The sequence below is a fragment of the Mitsuaria sp. BK037 genome (genome assembly GCF_014193045.1).
In the GTDB taxonomy this organism is placed as follows: domain Bacteria; phylum Pseudomonadota; class Gammaproteobacteria; order Burkholderiales; family Burkholderiaceae_C; genus Roseateles.
In genome coordinates this window covers 448,075-462,055 of record NZ_JACHYS010000002.1, presented here as the reverse complement: position 1 = coordinate 462,055, position 13,981 = coordinate 448,075, and the positions used below count along the sequence as shown (strand labels likewise).

Annotated in this window: 14 protein-coding genes; 12 read left to right on the top strand and 2 right to left on the bottom strand. The window is 68.4% G+C overall.

What is annotated here, in order from left to right; translation table 11 throughout:
• Positions 1 to 69: 69 nt before the first annotated feature.
• Together FHT37_RS14175 and FHT37_RS14170 are read right to left on the bottom strand one after the other, a co-directional pair.
• Positions 70 to 861 carry an SAM-dependent methyltransferase gene (locus FHT37_RS14175; RefSeq protein ID WP_183482324.1) on the bottom strand — a complete coding sequence of 264 codons (792 nt, stop codon included), beginning with the start codon at positions 859 to 861 and terminating at the stop codon, positions 70 to 72.
• A 37-nt stretch (positions 862 to 898) separates the two neighbouring features.
• A complete protein-coding gene (locus FHT37_RS14170) occupies positions 899 to 1,501 on the bottom strand; it encodes a Maf family nucleotide pyrophosphatase (protein WP_183482321.1) in 603 nt (200 codons plus the stop codon).
• Between the two features lie 50 nt (positions 1,502 to 1,551).
• On the opposite strand from FHT37_RS14170, the gene FHT37_RS14165 reads away from it, so the two are divergent.
• The 12 genes from FHT37_RS14165 to lepB all read left to right on the top strand — a co-directional run bounded on the left by FHT37_RS14165 (position 1,552) and on the right by lepB (position 13,934).
• Complete coding sequence (locus FHT37_RS14165) at positions 1,552 to 2,112, top strand: DUF177 domain-containing protein (protein ID WP_183482318.1); 561 nt, start codon at positions 1,552 to 1,554, stop codon at positions 2,110 to 2,112.
• A gap of 276 nt (positions 2,113 to 2,388) precedes the next feature.
• Entirely contained in the window at positions 2,389 to 2,574 is a 186-nt protein-coding gene (gene rpmF, locus FHT37_RS14160) for a 50S ribosomal protein L32 (protein WP_091726670.1), read from the top strand.
• 246 nt (positions 2,575 to 2,820) lie between these two features.
• On the top strand, positions 2,821 to 3,954 hold the full coding sequence (plsX, locus tag FHT37_RS14155; protein ID WP_147239911.1) for a phosphate acyltransferase PlsX: 1,134 nt from the start codon (positions 2,821 to 2,823) through the stop codon (positions 3,952 to 3,954).
• A complete protein-coding gene (locus FHT37_RS14150; protein WP_183482315.1) occupies positions 3,951 to 4,940 on the top strand; it encodes a beta-ketoacyl-ACP synthase III in 990 nt (329 codons plus the stop codon). The genes plsX and FHT37_RS14150 overlap by 4 nt, the downstream gene beginning before the upstream one ends.
• A 171-nt stretch (positions 4,941 to 5,111) precedes the next feature.
• Positions 5,112 to 6,053 carry an ACP S-malonyltransferase gene (fabD, locus tag FHT37_RS14145; RefSeq protein WP_183482312.1) on the top strand — a complete coding sequence of 314 codons (942 nt, stop codon included), beginning with the start codon at positions 5,112 to 5,114 and terminating at the stop codon, positions 6,051 to 6,053.
• Between the two features lie 41 nt (positions 6,054 to 6,094).
• The gene (gene fabG / locus FHT37_RS14140) at positions 6,095 to 6,832 is read left to right on the top strand and encodes a 3-oxoacyl-ACP reductase FabG (protein ID WP_183482309.1); all 738 of its coding nucleotides are present in this window, start codon (positions 6,095 to 6,097) and stop codon (positions 6,830 to 6,832) included.
• A 183-nt stretch (positions 6,833 to 7,015) separates the two neighbouring features.
• Positions 7,016 to 7,255, top strand: a complete 240-nt coding sequence (gene acpP, locus FHT37_RS14135) for an acyl carrier protein (protein ID WP_058936430.1) — start codon at positions 7,016 to 7,018, stop codon at positions 7,253 to 7,255.
• 9 nt (positions 7,256 to 7,264) lie between these two features.
• Positions 7,265 to 8,512, top strand: coding sequence for a beta-ketoacyl-ACP synthase II (gene fabF, locus FHT37_RS14130; protein WP_091726647.1), 1,248 nt, complete (start codon positions 7,265 to 7,267; stop codon positions 8,510 to 8,512).
• A 29-nt stretch (positions 8,513 to 8,541) separates the two neighbouring features.
• Positions 8,542 to 9,021 carry a hypothetical protein gene (locus FHT37_RS14125; RefSeq protein WP_183482306.1) on the top strand — a complete coding sequence of 160 codons (480 nt, stop codon included), beginning with the start codon at positions 8,542 to 8,544 and terminating at the stop codon, positions 9,019 to 9,021.
• A 69-nt stretch (positions 9,022 to 9,090) separates the two neighbouring features.
• Positions 9,091 to 10,605, top strand: coding sequence for a DegQ family serine endoprotease (locus tag FHT37_RS14120; protein ID WP_255489656.1), 1,515 nt, complete (start codon positions 9,091 to 9,093; stop codon positions 10,603 to 10,605).
• 543 nt (positions 10,606 to 11,148) lie between these two features.
• Positions 11,149 to 12,957 (top strand): translation elongation factor 4, encoded by a 1,809-nt coding sequence (gene lepA / locus FHT37_RS14115; protein ID WP_091726633.1) that lies wholly within the window; start codon positions 11,149 to 11,151, stop codon positions 12,955 to 12,957.
• A complete protein-coding gene (gene lepB, locus FHT37_RS14110; protein ID WP_183482303.1) occupies positions 12,954 to 13,934 on the top strand; it encodes a signal peptidase I in 981 nt (326 codons plus the stop codon). The genes lepA and lepB overlap by 4 nt, the downstream gene beginning before the upstream one ends.
• Positions 13,935 to 13,981: the final 47 nt, after the last annotated feature.

Below are 13,981 nucleotides of genomic sequence, written 5' to 3'. Positions count from 1 at the left end.
GGACCGCCGCGAGGCGTCCGGCCTTTGTTCATGGCGCCTTCGGTCAGCGCCTTCGGTCCGTGCGCTCAATCAGTGCGAGCCCAGTATCGAGAACACCGCCGGCACCTTGTCGGCCAGCGCCTTCGGCGCCTTGCGCCACTGCGCCACCGTGGCGGTGTGGGTCCAGGCGTCCTTCAGGCTGAGGCCGCAGCTCACCGATAGCGCGGTCGTCGGCTTCAGCGTCGCCAGCAGCGCCTGCAGCAATGCGCCGTTGCGATAGGGCGTCTCGATCATCAGCTGGGTCTGCTGGTCCCGGGCGGAGGCCGCTTCCAGCGACTTGATGCGGGTCGCGCGCTCCGCCGCGTCGACCGGCAGGTAACCGACGAAGGCGAAGCTCTGGCCGTTCAGGCCGCTGGCGGCCACCGCCATCAGCAGCGAGCTCGGTCCCGTCAGCGGGACGACCTCCACGCCAGCGGCATGCGCCACCGCGACCAGCCGTGCGCCGGGGTCCGCCACCGCGGGCATGCCGGCCTCGGAGATCAGCCCCAGGTCGTGGCCGTCCAGCGCCGGTTGCAGCAGCGCCGCCCAGGCCTTGTCCTCGGCGGCCGCGCCCACTGCGGCGTTCGCCGCCGGAGCGCGACCCTTCGGCGGACGAGGCAGTTCCTCGATCCGCTGCTCCTGCAGCGGCACCGCCAGCGCATGGATCGCGCCGACGCGCTTGAGGAAGGCGCGTGTGGTCTTGGCGTTCTCCGCCGCCCAGTGGGTGATCGCCGCCGCGCGGGCGAGCACCGCGTCGGGCAGCACCTCGCGGAGGTCGACCTCCTGGCCGTCCATGCCGAAGTCGAGGGTGTTGGGAACGAGGAAGAGGCGGCCGCGGGTCATCGGGAGTCTTTGCAATCAGGGTCGGGAAGCGAGGTGTTCAGGTCAGCAGGCCCAGTACGTCGAGCCCACCCTGGCGGAGCAATGCCGCGGTGCGGATCAGCGGCAGGCCGATCAGCGCGGTGGGGTCGTCGGAATCGATGGCCTCGAGCAGCGCGATGCCCAGCCCCTCGGCCTTGGCGCTGCCGGCGCAGTCGTAAGGTTGCTCGGCGCGGAGGTAGCGCTCGATGTCGGCATCGCTCAGGTCGCGGAAGCGCACGCGCACCGCCGCCAGGTCCTCGCCGACGAAGCCGGTCGCCGCGCAGACCACCGCGACCGCCGTCTGGAACACGACGGTGCGGCCGCGCATGGCCTGCAACTGCTCGACCGCCCGCTCATGCGTGCCGGGCTTGCCGATCGGCTGGCCCGCCAGGTCCGCGACCTGGTCGGAGCCGATCACCAGCGCCTGCGGAAAGCGCGCGGCCACGGCCTGCGCCTTGGCCAGCGCCAGCCGGCGCGCGAGCGCCTCGGGCGATTCGCCGGCGCGAGGGGCTTCGTCGACTTCGGGCGCCGCGGTCTCGAAGGGCAGCCGCAGGCGCTCCAGCAGTTCGCGCCGGTAGCGGGAGGTGGAGCCGAGGATCAGCGGGCGGGGAAGGGCGGTCATGGGGCGGGATTCTCCCACCCGGGTAGAGCCGGCTCGTACACTTGCGCCCCATGAAACCGCGTTCGTTCGATCCCCTGAAGCTCGATGTCGAGACCTTCGCCCGGGAGGGTGCCTCGCTCGAGGGCGAGTGGCCCGCCACCAGCCTGCCGCGCCTGGCTGAATCGGCCGCGCCCGAGTCCGATCCCGCCCACTGGCCCCCCGTTCGGTGGACCACCCGGGGGGAGACCCGCACGCCCAAGGGCGGCGAGCCGCAGATCTGGCTGGAGCTCGGCGCCGAGGCGCAGGTCGCGCTGACCTGCCAGCGCTGCCTGAAGCCGGTGCGCGAGGACCTGGCGGTCTCGCGCTGGTTCCGCTTCGTCAAGGACGAGGACATGGCCGCTGAACTGGACATGGATTCGGACGATGACGTGCTCGCGCTGGCGCGCCACCTCAACCTGCGCGAGCTGGTCGAGGACGAGCTGCTGCTGGAGCTGCCGGTGGTCCCGCGTCACGACGAGTGCCCGGAGCCGCTGCCGCATGCCAATGTCGAGGAGGACGAGGCGCCGGAAGAGGAGCGCCCGAACCCGTTCGCCGCGCTGGCCGCCCTCAAGAAGGGTGGCGGCAAGGCTTGAGGCGCGGGACGGGGCGGCTCCGCGCGACCTTGTGCTCGCGAAGCGGCCGCCGATCATGCGACGGGTTCACCGCCCGGATTGCCGCCCGGATGCCCGCTGTGCTATAGTTTCCGGCTTTCCCGGTTCGAAATGGCCGTCCATGTGGGCGGCCCGCCGGGACCGAGGCGTCGGTAGCGGAGCATCCTCGTGGGATCCGCGGCACAGCTCGAGTTCTCTCGAGAGCCCGAGCAAGCCTCGAACCACCGAAGCCAGCCGAAGCCTTTAGGAGAATCAATCATGGCCGTTCAGCAAAACAAGAAGTCCCCGTCGAAGCGTGGCATGCACCGCTCGCACAACGCCCTGGGCACCCCGGGCACCGCGATCGAGCCGACCACCGGTGAAGTGCATCTGCGCCACCACATCAGCCCCAACGGCTTCTATCGTGGCCGCAAGGTGCTGAAGACCAAGGCCGACGCCGCCTGATCGACGCGATCAGCCGGTCAGGAAGCCGCCGCAAGGCGCCTTCCGCCTGGTCCTCACGACAAGAAGAAAGCCCGGTTCAGCGCCTCGCGTTGCCGGGCTTTCGCATTTCCGTCGTCTTCTCACCTTCTTCGCGCGCACCCGGAATGCCCGGGATGCGTGCGCCGGCTGGGGCCGGCTGTCGCGCACGCTTCTTGCGAGGTCGCTACAGTCGCAGCTTCGACCGGTGATTCTTCTCCTCAGGTTTCGATGACCGCACTTCCCGCCACCCGCTCATCGCCCTCCGCCGAGCCGCTCCGTCTGGCGGTGGACTGCATGGGCGGCGATCACGGCCCCGCCGTGACGCTCCCGGCCTGCCGGGCCTTCCTCGCCGCGCATCCGCAAGCGGAGCTGCTGCTGGTCGGCCTGCCCGAGGCGCTCCAGGAAGCGGCCGCCTGGCCGCGCGTGCGCATCGTCCCCGCCAGCGAGGTCGTCAGCATGGACGACCCGATCGAGGTCGCGCTGCGCCGCAAGAAGGATTCGTCGATGCGGGTGGCGCTCTCGCAGCTCAAGCCGGGCAAGGACGGCACGCCCGCGCTCGCGCAGGCCTGCGTCTCGGCCGGCAACACCGGCGCGCTGATGGCGGTCGCCAAGTACCTGCTCAAGACGCTCGAAGGCATCGACCGGCCGGCCATCGCCACCGTCATGCCCAACCAGGTGGGCGGCTTCACCACCGTGCTGGACCTCGGCGCCAACGTCGACTGCGGTCCCGAGCACCTGCTGCAGTTCGCCGTCATGGGCAGCGCGCTGGTGTCGGCGGTGGACGGCAAGGAGAACCCGAGCGTCGGCCTGCTGAACATCGGCGAGGAAATGATCAAGGGCAACGAGACCATCAAGCGCGCCGGCGAACTGCTGCGCGAGGTCGCCGCCCATGACCAGCTCAACTTCCACGGCAACGTCGAGGGCAACGACATCTTCAAGGGCACGACCGACGTCGTCGTCTGCGACGGCTTCGTCGGCAACGTCGCGCTGAAGACGGCCGAAGGGCTGGCCAGCATGATCTCCAGCTTCATCAAGGCGGAGTTCACCCGGACCCCCTGGACCAAGCTCATCGCGCTGCTGGCGATGCCGGTGCTGCAGCGCTTCAAGAATCGCGTCGACCACCGCCGCTTCAACGGCGCGGCGCTGCTGGGCCTGCGCGGACTGGTCTTCAAGAGCCACGGCTCGGCCGATGCCTTCGCTTTCGAGCAGGCGCTGAACCGGGCGTATGATGCGGCCCGCAACCGGCTCCTAGACCGGGTTCACGATCGCATCGTCGCGACGCTGCAGGCGCTCCCCGCGCCGGCCAATGAGGAGGGCGTCGATGCTGGAGACCAGGCGGCCGCCGCCGCCCACGCTGCATGACCACTGCTTCCAAGCGCCATACCCGCATCCTCGGCACGGGCAGCTACCTGCCCGCCAACCGCGTCACCAACGCGGCCCTCGCGGAACGCCTCGCCCGCGACGGGATCGAGACCTCCCATGAATGGATCGTCGAGCGCACCGGCATTCACGCCCGTCACTTCGCCGACCCGCAGGTCACCGCCAGCGACCTCGCGCTGCCCGCGTCGCTCGCGGCGCTCGAAGCGGCCGGCGTCCGCGCCGATGAGATCGACCTGATCATCGTCGCCACGTCCACGCCGGACATGGTGTTCCCGTCCACCGCCTGCCTGCTGCAACAGAAGCTCGGCATCCACGGCTGCGCCGCCTTCGACGTGCAGGCCGTGTGCTCCGGCTTCGTGTATGCGCTGACCGTCGCCGACGCGATGATCAAGAGCGGCGCCGCGACCAAGGCGCTGGTGGTCGGCGCGGAAGTGTTCTCGCGCATCCTCGACTTCAAGGACCGCACCACCTGCGTGCTGTTCGGCGACGGCGCCGGCGCCGTGGTCGTCGGCGCCAGCGACGAGCCCGGCATCCTCGCGAGCGAACTCCATGCCGACGGCCGCCATGCCGACATCCTCTGCACCCCGGGCACCGTGTCCGGCGGCGAGGTGCTGGGCCATCCGCTGCTGAAGATGGACGGCCAGGCGGTGTTCAAGCTGGCCGTGGGCGTGCTCGAGAAGGTGGCCCGCTCGGTCCTGGACAAGGCTGGCCGCACCGATGCCGACATCGACTGGCTGATCCCCCACCAGGCCAACATCCGGATCATGCAGGGCACGGCCAAGAAGCTGAAGATGTCGCTGGACAAGCTGATCGCGACCGTCGACGAACACGGCAACACCTCCGCCGCCTCGATCCCGCTGGCCTTCGACGTCGCGGTGCGCGCCGGCAAGATCAAGCGCGGCGACACGGTGATGCTGGAAGGCGTGGGCGGTGGTTTCACCTGGGGCGCGGTGCTGCTGGATTACTGATGCCTGCTTGAAGCCGGCTTGTCCGGCCCCGTCCGACGTGTCGCCTTGAACGCGACACCGGCCGCTCCACGGTCGCGTCGACGTGCGACGCGCGCGGTTGCCGGTCCCCGCGCCGTTCCCTTGTGCTCCCTCTCTGCCCCCTCTGATTCGTTAGCTTCGGACCCAACCGCCATGAGCAAGAACTTCGCATTCGTCTTCCCCGGCCAGGGCTCCCAATCGGTGGGCATGCTGGACGCCTGGGGCGATCACCCGGAAGTCGTCCGCACGCTGGCCGAGGCCTCCGCCGCGCTGGGCGAGGACATCGGCGCGCTGATCAAGAACGGTCCCAAGGAACAGCTGGACCTGACCACCAACACGCAGCCGGTGATGCTGACCGCCGGCGTCGCCAACTATCGCGCCTGGATCGCCGAGACCGGCCTGGTGCCCTCGGCCGCCGCCGGCCACTCGCTGGGCGAGTACACGGCGCTGGTGGCCGCCGGCGCGCTGAGCCTGTCCGACGCGCTGCCGCTGGTGCGTTTCCGCGCGCAGGCGATGCAGGAAGCCGTGCCGGTCGGCACCGGCGCGATGTCCGCGATCCTGGGCCTGGACGCCGCCGTGGTGCGCGAGGTCTGCCAGCAGGTCGCCGCCGCATCGGGCGAGGTCGTCGAGGCGGTCAACTTCAACGACCCGAAGCAGACGGTGATCGCCGGCTCCAAGGCGGGCGTGGAGAAGGCCAATGAGGCGCTCAAGGCCGCGGGCGCCAAGCGCGCGCTGCCGCTGCCGGTGTCCGCGCCGTTCCACTCCAGCCTGATGAAGCCGGCCGCCGACCGCCTGCGGGAGAAGCTCGCCGTGGTCGCCTTCCAGCCGGCCGCCTTCCCGGTGATCAACAACATCGACGTCGCCGTGACCGACGACATCGAGGCGCTGCGCGACGCGCTCTTCCGCCAGGCCTTCGGCCCGGTGCGCTGGGTCGAGGTGGTGCAGGCGCTCAAGGCGCGCGGCCTGAGCACCGTCATCGAATGCGGCCCGGGCAAGGTGCTGGCCGGCATGGCCAAGCGCATCGATGCCGAACTGGCCAGCGCCACCGTGCTCGACCCGGCCTCGCTGGTCGAGGCCAAGGCCCTGCTGGCCTGAGGCCTGAACCCCTTTTCCCCGAATCCCTTCCGAGGTTCCCCATGTCCGACAACAAGCAAGTGGCGCTGGTGACCGGCGCCAGCCGCGGCATCGGCCGCGCGATCGCGCTGACGCTGGCCCAGAAGGGCTTCGTCGTGATCGGCACCGCGACCAGCGAGTCCGGCGCGCAGGCCATCACCGAGGCGCTGGCGCCGCACGGCGGTCGCGGCGCGGTGCTCAACGTCAATGACGGCGCGGCCGTCGATGCGCTGATCGACGCCATCGTCAAGCAGGACGGCGGCATCCAGGTGCTGGTCAACAACGCCGGCATCACGAAGGACATGCTCGCCATGCGCCTCAAGGACGAGGACTGGGACGCCGTCCTGGACACCAACCTGAAGGCCGTCTTCCGCGCCAGCCGCGCGGTGATGCGGCCGATGATGAAGCAGCGCTACGGCCGCATCGTCAACATCACCTCGGTGGTGGGCGCCTCCGGCAATGCCGGCCAGGCCAACTACGCGGCCGCCAAGGCCGGCGTGGCGGGCATGACGCGTGCCCTCGCACGGGAACTGGGCAGCCGCTCGATCACGGTGAACTGCGTCGCCCCCGGCTTCATCGCCACCGACATGACCGACGTGCTGCCCGAGGCGCAGAAGGCCGCGCTGCTGGCGCAGATTCCGGCGGGCCGCCTGGGCGACCCGGCCGAGATCGCGCATGCCGTCGCCTTCCTGGCGTCGCCCGAGGCGGGCTACATCACCGGCGTCGAGCTGCATGTCAACGGCGGCATGTACATGAATTGAGGTGGAAGCCGCCCCTCGCGGGCGGGCCACCCACCGGATTCACCCGGCCGGTGTGGGGCTGATAGAGTGCGAGCGCGCGCCGTATCCATCGAGGAAGGCGCGCCTCGGGAGGTCCGAACTAGGGGCGCCACTCTAAGGCCTTAGAATCCCGGGTTGTTCTAGCAAACCCCTCCTGGAGGAGTCATGAGCGATATCGAAGCACGTGTCAAGAAAATCATCGCCGAGCAACTCGGCGTGCCCGAAGCCGATGTGACCAATGAAAAGGCCTTCGTCGCCGATCTGGGCGCTGATTCTCTGGACACCGTGGAACTGGTGATGGCCCTCGAAGACGAGTTCGGCATCGAGATCCCGGACGAAGAGGCCGAGAAGATCACCACCGTTCAACTGGCGATCGACTACGCGGTCAAGCACCAGAAGGCGTAAGCAAGCAGCATGAGCCGTCGTCGCGTCGTCGTCACCGGTCTCGGCCTGATCTCGCCCGTGGGCAACACGGTCGAGCAGGGCTGGGCCAACATCGTGGCTGGCAAGTCCGGCATCGACACCATCACCCGTTTCGATGCCAGCCCCCTGGCCTGCCATTTCGCTGGCGAGGTCAAGGACTTCAAGGTGGATGACTACATCCCCGCGAAGGAAGCCCGGCACATGGACACGTTCATCCATTACGGGCTGGCGGCGTCGCTGCAGGCGATCCGCGACTCGGGTCTGCCCACCGGCGACGCGCTCAGCCCCGAACTGGCGGAGCGCATCGGCGTGCTGGTCGGCTCGGGCATCGGCGGCCTGCCGATGATCGAGGAGACCCACGCGGAACTGACCAATCGCGGCCCGCGCCGCATCAGTCCGTTCTTCGTGCCGGCGTCGATCATCAACATGATCTCGGGCCACGTCTCGATCCAGTGCGGGTTCAAGGGCCCGAACCTGGCGATCGTGACGGCGTGCACGACGGGGCTGCACAGCATCGGCCAGGCCGGCCGCATGATCGAGGCGGGTGACGCCGACGTCATGGTCGCCGGCGGCTCGGAGTCGACGGTGTCGCCGCTGGGCGTCGGCGGTTTCGCCGCGGCCCGCGCGCTGTCCACCCGCAACGACGACCCGAAGACCGCGTCCCGTCCCTGGGACAAGGATCGCGACGGCTTCGTGCTGGGCGAGGGCGCCGGTGTGCTGGTGCTCGAGGAGTACGAGCACGCCAAGAAGCGCGGCGCGAAGATCTACGCGGAACTGGTGGGCTTCGGCATGAGCGCCGACGCGTACCACATGACCGCGCCCGACGTGGACGGCCCGACGCGCTCGATGCGCAACGCGCTGCGCAACGCGGGCCTGAACGCGGACCAGATCCAGTACATGAACGCGCACGGCACGTCCACGCCGCTGGGCGACGCCAACGAGACCAACGCGATCAAGCAGGCCTTCGGCGCGTATGCGAAGAACGGCCTGGTGGTGTCGTCGACGAAGTCGATGACCGGCCACCTGCTGGGCGGCGCGGGCGGCATCGAGTCCGTCTTCACCGTCAAGGCGATCCACGACCAGGTCGCTCCGCCGACGATCAACATCTTCAACCAGGATCCCGAGTGCGACCTGGACTATTGCGCCAATGAGGCGCGGAAGATGCCGATCGAGTACGCCGCGAAGAACAACTTCGGCTTCGGCGGCACGAACGGCACGCTGATCTTCAAGCGGGTCTGATCCAGGACCCTCGACACGGGCGGCGACCGATGACGCCGGACCGATCGACACCACGCCGGGCTGCTGCCCGGCGTTTTTCATTGCCGCGCGATGCGCGCTGGGAGCGCCTGCAGCGCGCCGTGCTCGCTGCAGGTGCCGCCGCGGTCGTGGCCGCCGTGCTGCGGCAGGCGGGTTTCTTCGCGCAGGCGTCCGACCTCGTGATGCTGCTTGGCCCCCTGGGCATCGCGCTCGTGGCCGCGGCGCTGCCGGTGCGCGCGCATGCGCCCGACGTCCTGCGGTGGGACGGCGCGCAATGGTGGTGGCTGCGGGCGGGCGAGCCGCTTGCCGTCACGCCGGACGTCTTCATCGACATCGAACGGTGGATGCTGCTGCGGCTGAACCCCGCTGGGGCGGCCGATGGCGCCACCCGCCGGGGCCGGCAGCCGGTGCGCTGGGTCGCCGCTTCGCGCGGCGCGCTCGGCGCCCAATGGACGCTGCTGCGGCTTCACCTGTTCCTCGCTCGAGGCTGACTCATGCCCGTTTCGAAATGCGGGCATGATGTGAGCCTTTCGACCCTGCATCGCCACCTGCGAGTGTTCATGCCCAACTCCGATCGTTCCCGCACCCCTTCACGTCTTGCCCTGGCGATCGCCAGCGCCGCCCTGATGAGCGGGTCGCTGGGCGTCAGCGCCCAGACCACGACGAAACCCGCGCCCCCCGCCGCCGTGCCAGTCGCCACGCCCGACCTGGCGCGCGCGCTGCCCGACTTCAGCGCCCTGGTGGAACAGGCCGGGCCGGCCGTCGTCAACATCCGGACCTCGGAGAAGGTCAAGGCCGCGAATCCGCAGGTCGATGAACAGATGCGCGAACTGCTGCGCCGTTTCGGCATCCCGGTGCCGCCGCAGCGCCGGACGCCGCCCGGCGCCACGCCCGCGCCGGCCCCGGACGACGACGAGGATGACGATGCGCCGCAGCGTCGCGGCCTCGGTTCGGGCTTCGTGATCGGGGCCGACGGCTTCGTGATGACCAATGCGCATGTCGTCGACGACGCCGACGAGGTCATGGTCACGCTGACCGACAAGCGGGAGTTCAAGGCCAAGGTCGTGGGCCTGGATCGCCGCACCGACGTCGCCGTGCTGAAGATCGAGGCGAGCAACCTGCCGCTGCTGCGGATGGGGGATGTCGGCAAGCTCAAGGTCGGCGAATGGGTCATGGCCATCGGCTCGCCTTTCGGCTTCGACAACACGGTGACGGCCGGCATCGTCAGCGCCAAGGCGCGCGACACCGGTGACCTGCTGCCGCTGATCCAGACCGACGTCGCCATCAACCCCGGCAACTCCGGGGGGCCGCTGCTGAACCTGCGTGGCGAGGTGGTGGGCATCAACTCGCAGATCTACAGCCAGTCGGGCGGGTTCATGGGGATCTCGTTCGCGATCCCGATCGACGAGGCGATGCGCGTGGCCGATCAGCTCCGCGCCAGCGGACGGGTGACGCGCGGCATGCTGGGCGTGTATCCGGATGACGTCAGCAAGGAGGTCGCCGAGGCCATCGGCCTGGGCAAGCCGCAGGGCGCGCTGATCAGTCGCATCACGCCGGCGGGTCCCGGCGAGAAGGCCGGTCTCCAACTGGGCGACGTGATCACCAAGTTCGACGGGAAGACCGTGGAGAAGGCGGTCGACCTGCGCCGGCTTGCCGCCGCGACCAAGCCGGGCACGAAGGTGCCGCTGCAGGTGTTCCGCCGCGGTGCCTACAAGGACCTCGTCGCGACGCTCGATGCGCTGCCGGATGACCGCACGCCCGCCGCGCCGGAGGCTGAAACACCGGCCGCCACCGGCGCGCAGGCCTGGGGCCTGACCGTCAGCGAGCTCAGCGAAGCGCAGCGCAAGGAACTGAAGGTGGACGGCGGCCTGCGCATCGACACGGCCGAGGGGCCGGCGGCACGCGCAGGCCTGAAGGCCGGCGACGTGATCCTCTCGACCAACAACGCCGAGGTGAAGACCATCAAGCAATTCCAGGCGGCGCTGGCGAAGGTCGAAAAGGGGAAATCGCTGCAGATGCTCGTCCGCCGGGGCGAGGTCGCCACCTATGTCGTGCTCAAGCCGGGCAAGGGGTGAGCGCGCTCAGCGTCAACCCAGCGCCGGCCTGGGGCTTTCCGCAATGCGGAATCCCAGGCCGGTGATTCGTGATGAGCGGCACGTCCGGCCGTCGGTTGGTGCTTGCTAACGGCTGTGACCAAGGCGAGGCATTGGTGCCTCGCTCCGCTACAATCCGGGCGCGTTCGGGCAGCTTTGTCGCTGTTCCGACGGTGAATCGGAAGGCTCCATTTTGATGGGCTCAGCGATCCACAGGATGCCCCCAAGTTTTGTGGATAACCTGTGCATGAAATCGCTGTTGGCGAAGGGCAACGCGCGAGAAGCTCGCATCCATGCGGTTTCCAGGGCGGGGCTTTTGGCTACAATGAAAGCCCAACAAGCAGTTGCCATACGTTTTGTTGGAAGGCGCGTCACCGTTTCGACGTGCCTTTTTTTTATGTCCCGTTCAGGTCCTGAGAAGGACCGTGCAACACCGCCCGACCGACCGTCCGCAGCGTCGTCTCAGCGTGCCCCGCTCGAGGGTCGCTGGCGTGGCGGGCGAGTTCGCGGTCTCCGTCCGAGTCCATGAACCACATCCGCAATTTCTCGATCATTGCCCACATCGACCACGGCAAGAGCACGCTGGCCGACCGGATCATCCAGCGCTGCGGAGGTCTGTCCGACCGGGAGATGGAAGCGCAGGTGCTGGACTCGATGGACATCGAGCGCGAGCGCGGCATCACGATCAAGGCCCAGACCGCCGCGCTGCAGTACAAGGCGCGCGACGGGCAGGTCTACAACCTGAACCTGATCGACACCCCCGGCCACGTGGACTTCTCCTATGAGGTGAGCCGCTCGCTGTCCGCCTGCGAGGGCGCGCTGCTGGTGGTGGACGCGAGCCAGGGCGTCGAGGCCCAGACGGTGGCGAACTGCTACACCGCGCTGGAGCTGGGCGTGGAGGTGATCCCGGTCCTGAACAAGATGGACCTGCCGCAGGCCAATCCGGACGGCGCCAAGGCGGAGATCGAGGACGTCATCGGCATCGACGCGACCGACGCGATCCCGTGCTCGGCCAAGACCGGCATGGGCATCGACGACATCCTCGAGGCCGTCATCGCCCGCATGCCGCCGCCCAAGGGCGTGGTCGAGGCGCCGCTGCGCGCGATGATCATCGACTCGTGGTTCGACAACTACGTCGGCGTCGTGATGCTGGTGCGCGTCGTCGACGGCACGCTGAAGAAGGGCGAGCGCATCCGGATGATGGCCACCAACGCCGTCTACCCGGCCGAGCACCTGGGCGTGTTCACGCCGAAGTCGGAGAACCGCGACCAGCTCAGCGCCGGCCAGGTGGGCTTCATCATCGCCGGCATCAAGGAACTGGCCGCGGCGAAGGTGGGCGACACCATCACGCTGGAAAAGAAGCTGCCCAACAACCTCGGCCCCGCTGCCGAGGCGCTGCCCGGCTTCAAGGAGATCCAGCCCCAGGTCTTCGCCGGCCTGTACCCCACCGAGGCGAGCGAGTACGACCAGCTGCGCGACGCGCTGGAAAAGCTCAAGCTGAACGACGCCTCGCTGCGCTTCGAGCCGGAAGTCTCGCAGGCGCTGGGCTTCGGCTTCCGCTGCGGCTTCCTGGGCCTGCTGCACATGGAGATCGTGCAGGAGCGCCTGGAGCGCGAATTCGACCAGGACCTGATCACCACCGCGCCGAGCGTGGTGTACGAAGTCCAGTTGGGCGACGGCGAGGTGATCGAGGTTGAGAACCCGTCCAAAATGCCCGAGCAGAGCAAGATCGGCGAGATCCGCGAGCCGATCGTGACGGTCCACCTGTACATGCCGCAGGAATACGTCGGCCCGGTGATGACGCTGGCCAACCAGAAGCGCGGCGTGCAGCTGAACATGGCGTACCACGGCCGTCAGGTCATGCTGACCTACGAGATCCCGCTGGCCGAGATCGTGCTGGACTTCTTCGACAAGCTGAAGTCGGTCTCGCGCGGCTACGCGTCGATGGACTACGAGTTCAAGGAATACCGCGCCTCCGACGTCGTCAAGGTCGACATGCTGATCAACGGCGACCGGATCGACGCGCTGTCGCTGATCGTGCACCGCTCGCAGTCCCAGTTCCGCGGCCGCCAGGTGGCCGCGAAGATGCGCGAGATCATCCCGCGCCAGATGTACGACGTGGCCATCCAGGCGGCGATCGGCGCCAACATCATCTCGCGCGAGAACATCAAGGCGCTGCGCAAGAACGTGCTGGCAAAATGCTACGGCGGTGACATCACCCGCAAGCGCAAGCTGCTGGAGAAGCAGAAGGCCGGCAAGAAGCGCATGAAGCAAATCGGTTCGGTGGAGGTGCCGCAAGAAGCCTTCCTGGCCATCCTCCAAGTCGAAGAATGAAAGCCATGAGCGCATTGACCGGGCTGCTGTACGCCGCCCTGATCGCCTACCTGGGCGGCTGGTACACGGGCTACTGGAACGGCAACTTCTCGCTGCTGCTGCTGATCCTCACCACGGTGACGCTGGCCTACTGGCTGGCCGAGCGCTTCCACTTCGAGCCCGCGCGCCGTCGCGCCGCGGTCCGCCTGGGCGAGAGCGACGCGGCGCGTCGCGCCTCGCTGGCCGCGCAGGGCATCCAGCGCGTCGACGGCGACGTGGAAGGCGCCCGCGAGGAACTGCTGCGCCAGCCCTGGTGGCTGGACTGGACCGCCGGCCTGTTCCCGGTGATCCTGATCGTGTTCCTGCTGCGCTCGTTCATGTTCGAGCCGTTCAAGATTCCCTCGGGCTCGATGGTGCCGACGCTGCTGATCGGCGACCTGATCCTGGTGAACAAGTACCACTACGGCATCCGTCTGCCGGTGATCAACAAGAAGATCATCAGCAACAACGATGTCCAGCGTGGCGACGTGGTGGTGTTCCGCTTCCCGCAGAACCCCAGCGTCGACTACATCAAGCGCGCCGTCGGCCTGCCCGGCGACGAGATCGCCTACCTCAACCAGAAGCTGTACCTCAACGGCAAGCTGGTGGAGACCGTCTCGCAGGGCGAGTACTTCGACGAGGATCCCGGCTCGATGCGTTTCCGTCCGCGCTTCACCGAGAAGCTGGGCGCGGTCGAGCACCAGATCCTGGTCGCCCCGGAGTCGCCGGGCGTCATCCGCAAGCAGTGGGACTTCCCGTACAGCGAGAACTGCACCTACACGGCCGAGGGCGTGACCTGCAAGGTGCCGGCCGGTCATTACTTCATGATGGGCGACAACCGCGACAACTCCCAGGATTCCCGCTTCTGGGGATTCGTGCCGGATGAGAACATCGTCGGCCGCGCCTTCGTGGTGTGGATGAATTTCGGCAACCTGAAGCGCATCGGCAGCATCCGCTGAGGCGGCGCCGGCGACGATCGACTACTTTGTTCCAACGACTATTTGCG

Bases quoted from the DNA above. Each gene is read 5' to 3' on its own strand.
- FHT37_RS14175 (WP_183482324.1), bottom strand. From the start codon at position 861: ATGACCCGCGGCCGCCTCTTCCTCGTTCCCAACACCCTCGACTTCGGC.
- FHT37_RS14120 (WP_255489656.1), top strand. From the start codon at position 9,091: ATGCCCAACTCCGATCGTTCCCGCACCCCTTCACGTCTTGCCCTGGCG.
- plsX (WP_147239911.1), top strand. From the start codon at position 2,821: ATGACCGCACTTCCCGCCACCCGCTCATCGCCCTCCGCCGAGCCGCTC.
- lepB (WP_183482303.1), top strand. From the start codon at position 12,954: ATGAAAGCCATGAGCGCATTGACCGGGCTGCTGTACGCCGCCCTGATC.
- fabF (WP_091726647.1), top strand. From the start codon at position 7,265: ATGAGCCGTCGTCGCGTCGTCGTCACCGGTCTCGGCCTGATCTCGCCC.
- fabG (WP_183482309.1), top strand. From the start codon at position 6,095: ATGTCCGACAACAAGCAAGTGGCGCTGGTGACCGGCGCCAGCCGCGGC.
- FHT37_RS14170 (WP_183482321.1), bottom strand. From the start codon at position 1,501: ATGACCGCCCTTCCCCGCCCGCTGATCCTCGGCTCCACCTCCCGCTAC.
- rpmF (WP_091726670.1), top strand. From the start codon at position 2,389: ATGGCCGTTCAGCAAAACAAGAAGTCCCCGTCGAAGCGTGGCATGCAC.
- lepA (WP_091726633.1), top strand. From the start codon at position 11,149: ATGAACCACATCCGCAATTTCTCGATCATTGCCCACATCGACCACGGC.
- FHT37_RS14165 (WP_183482318.1), top strand. From the start codon at position 1,552: ATGAAACCGCGTTCGTTCGATCCCCTGAAGCTCGATGTCGAGACCTTC.
- acpP (WP_058936430.1), top strand. From the start codon at position 7,016: ATGAGCGATATCGAAGCACGTGTCAAGAAAATCATCGCCGAGCAACTC.
- fabD (WP_183482312.1), top strand. From the start codon at position 5,112: ATGAGCAAGAACTTCGCATTCGTCTTCCCCGGCCAGGGCTCCCAATCG.
- FHT37_RS14150 (WP_183482315.1), top strand. From the start codon at position 3,951: ATGACCACTGCTTCCAAGCGCCATACCCGCATCCTCGGCACGGGCAGC.
- FHT37_RS14125 (WP_183482306.1), top strand. From the start codon at position 8,542: ATGACGCCGGACCGATCGACACCACGCCGGGCTGCTGCCCGGCGTTTT.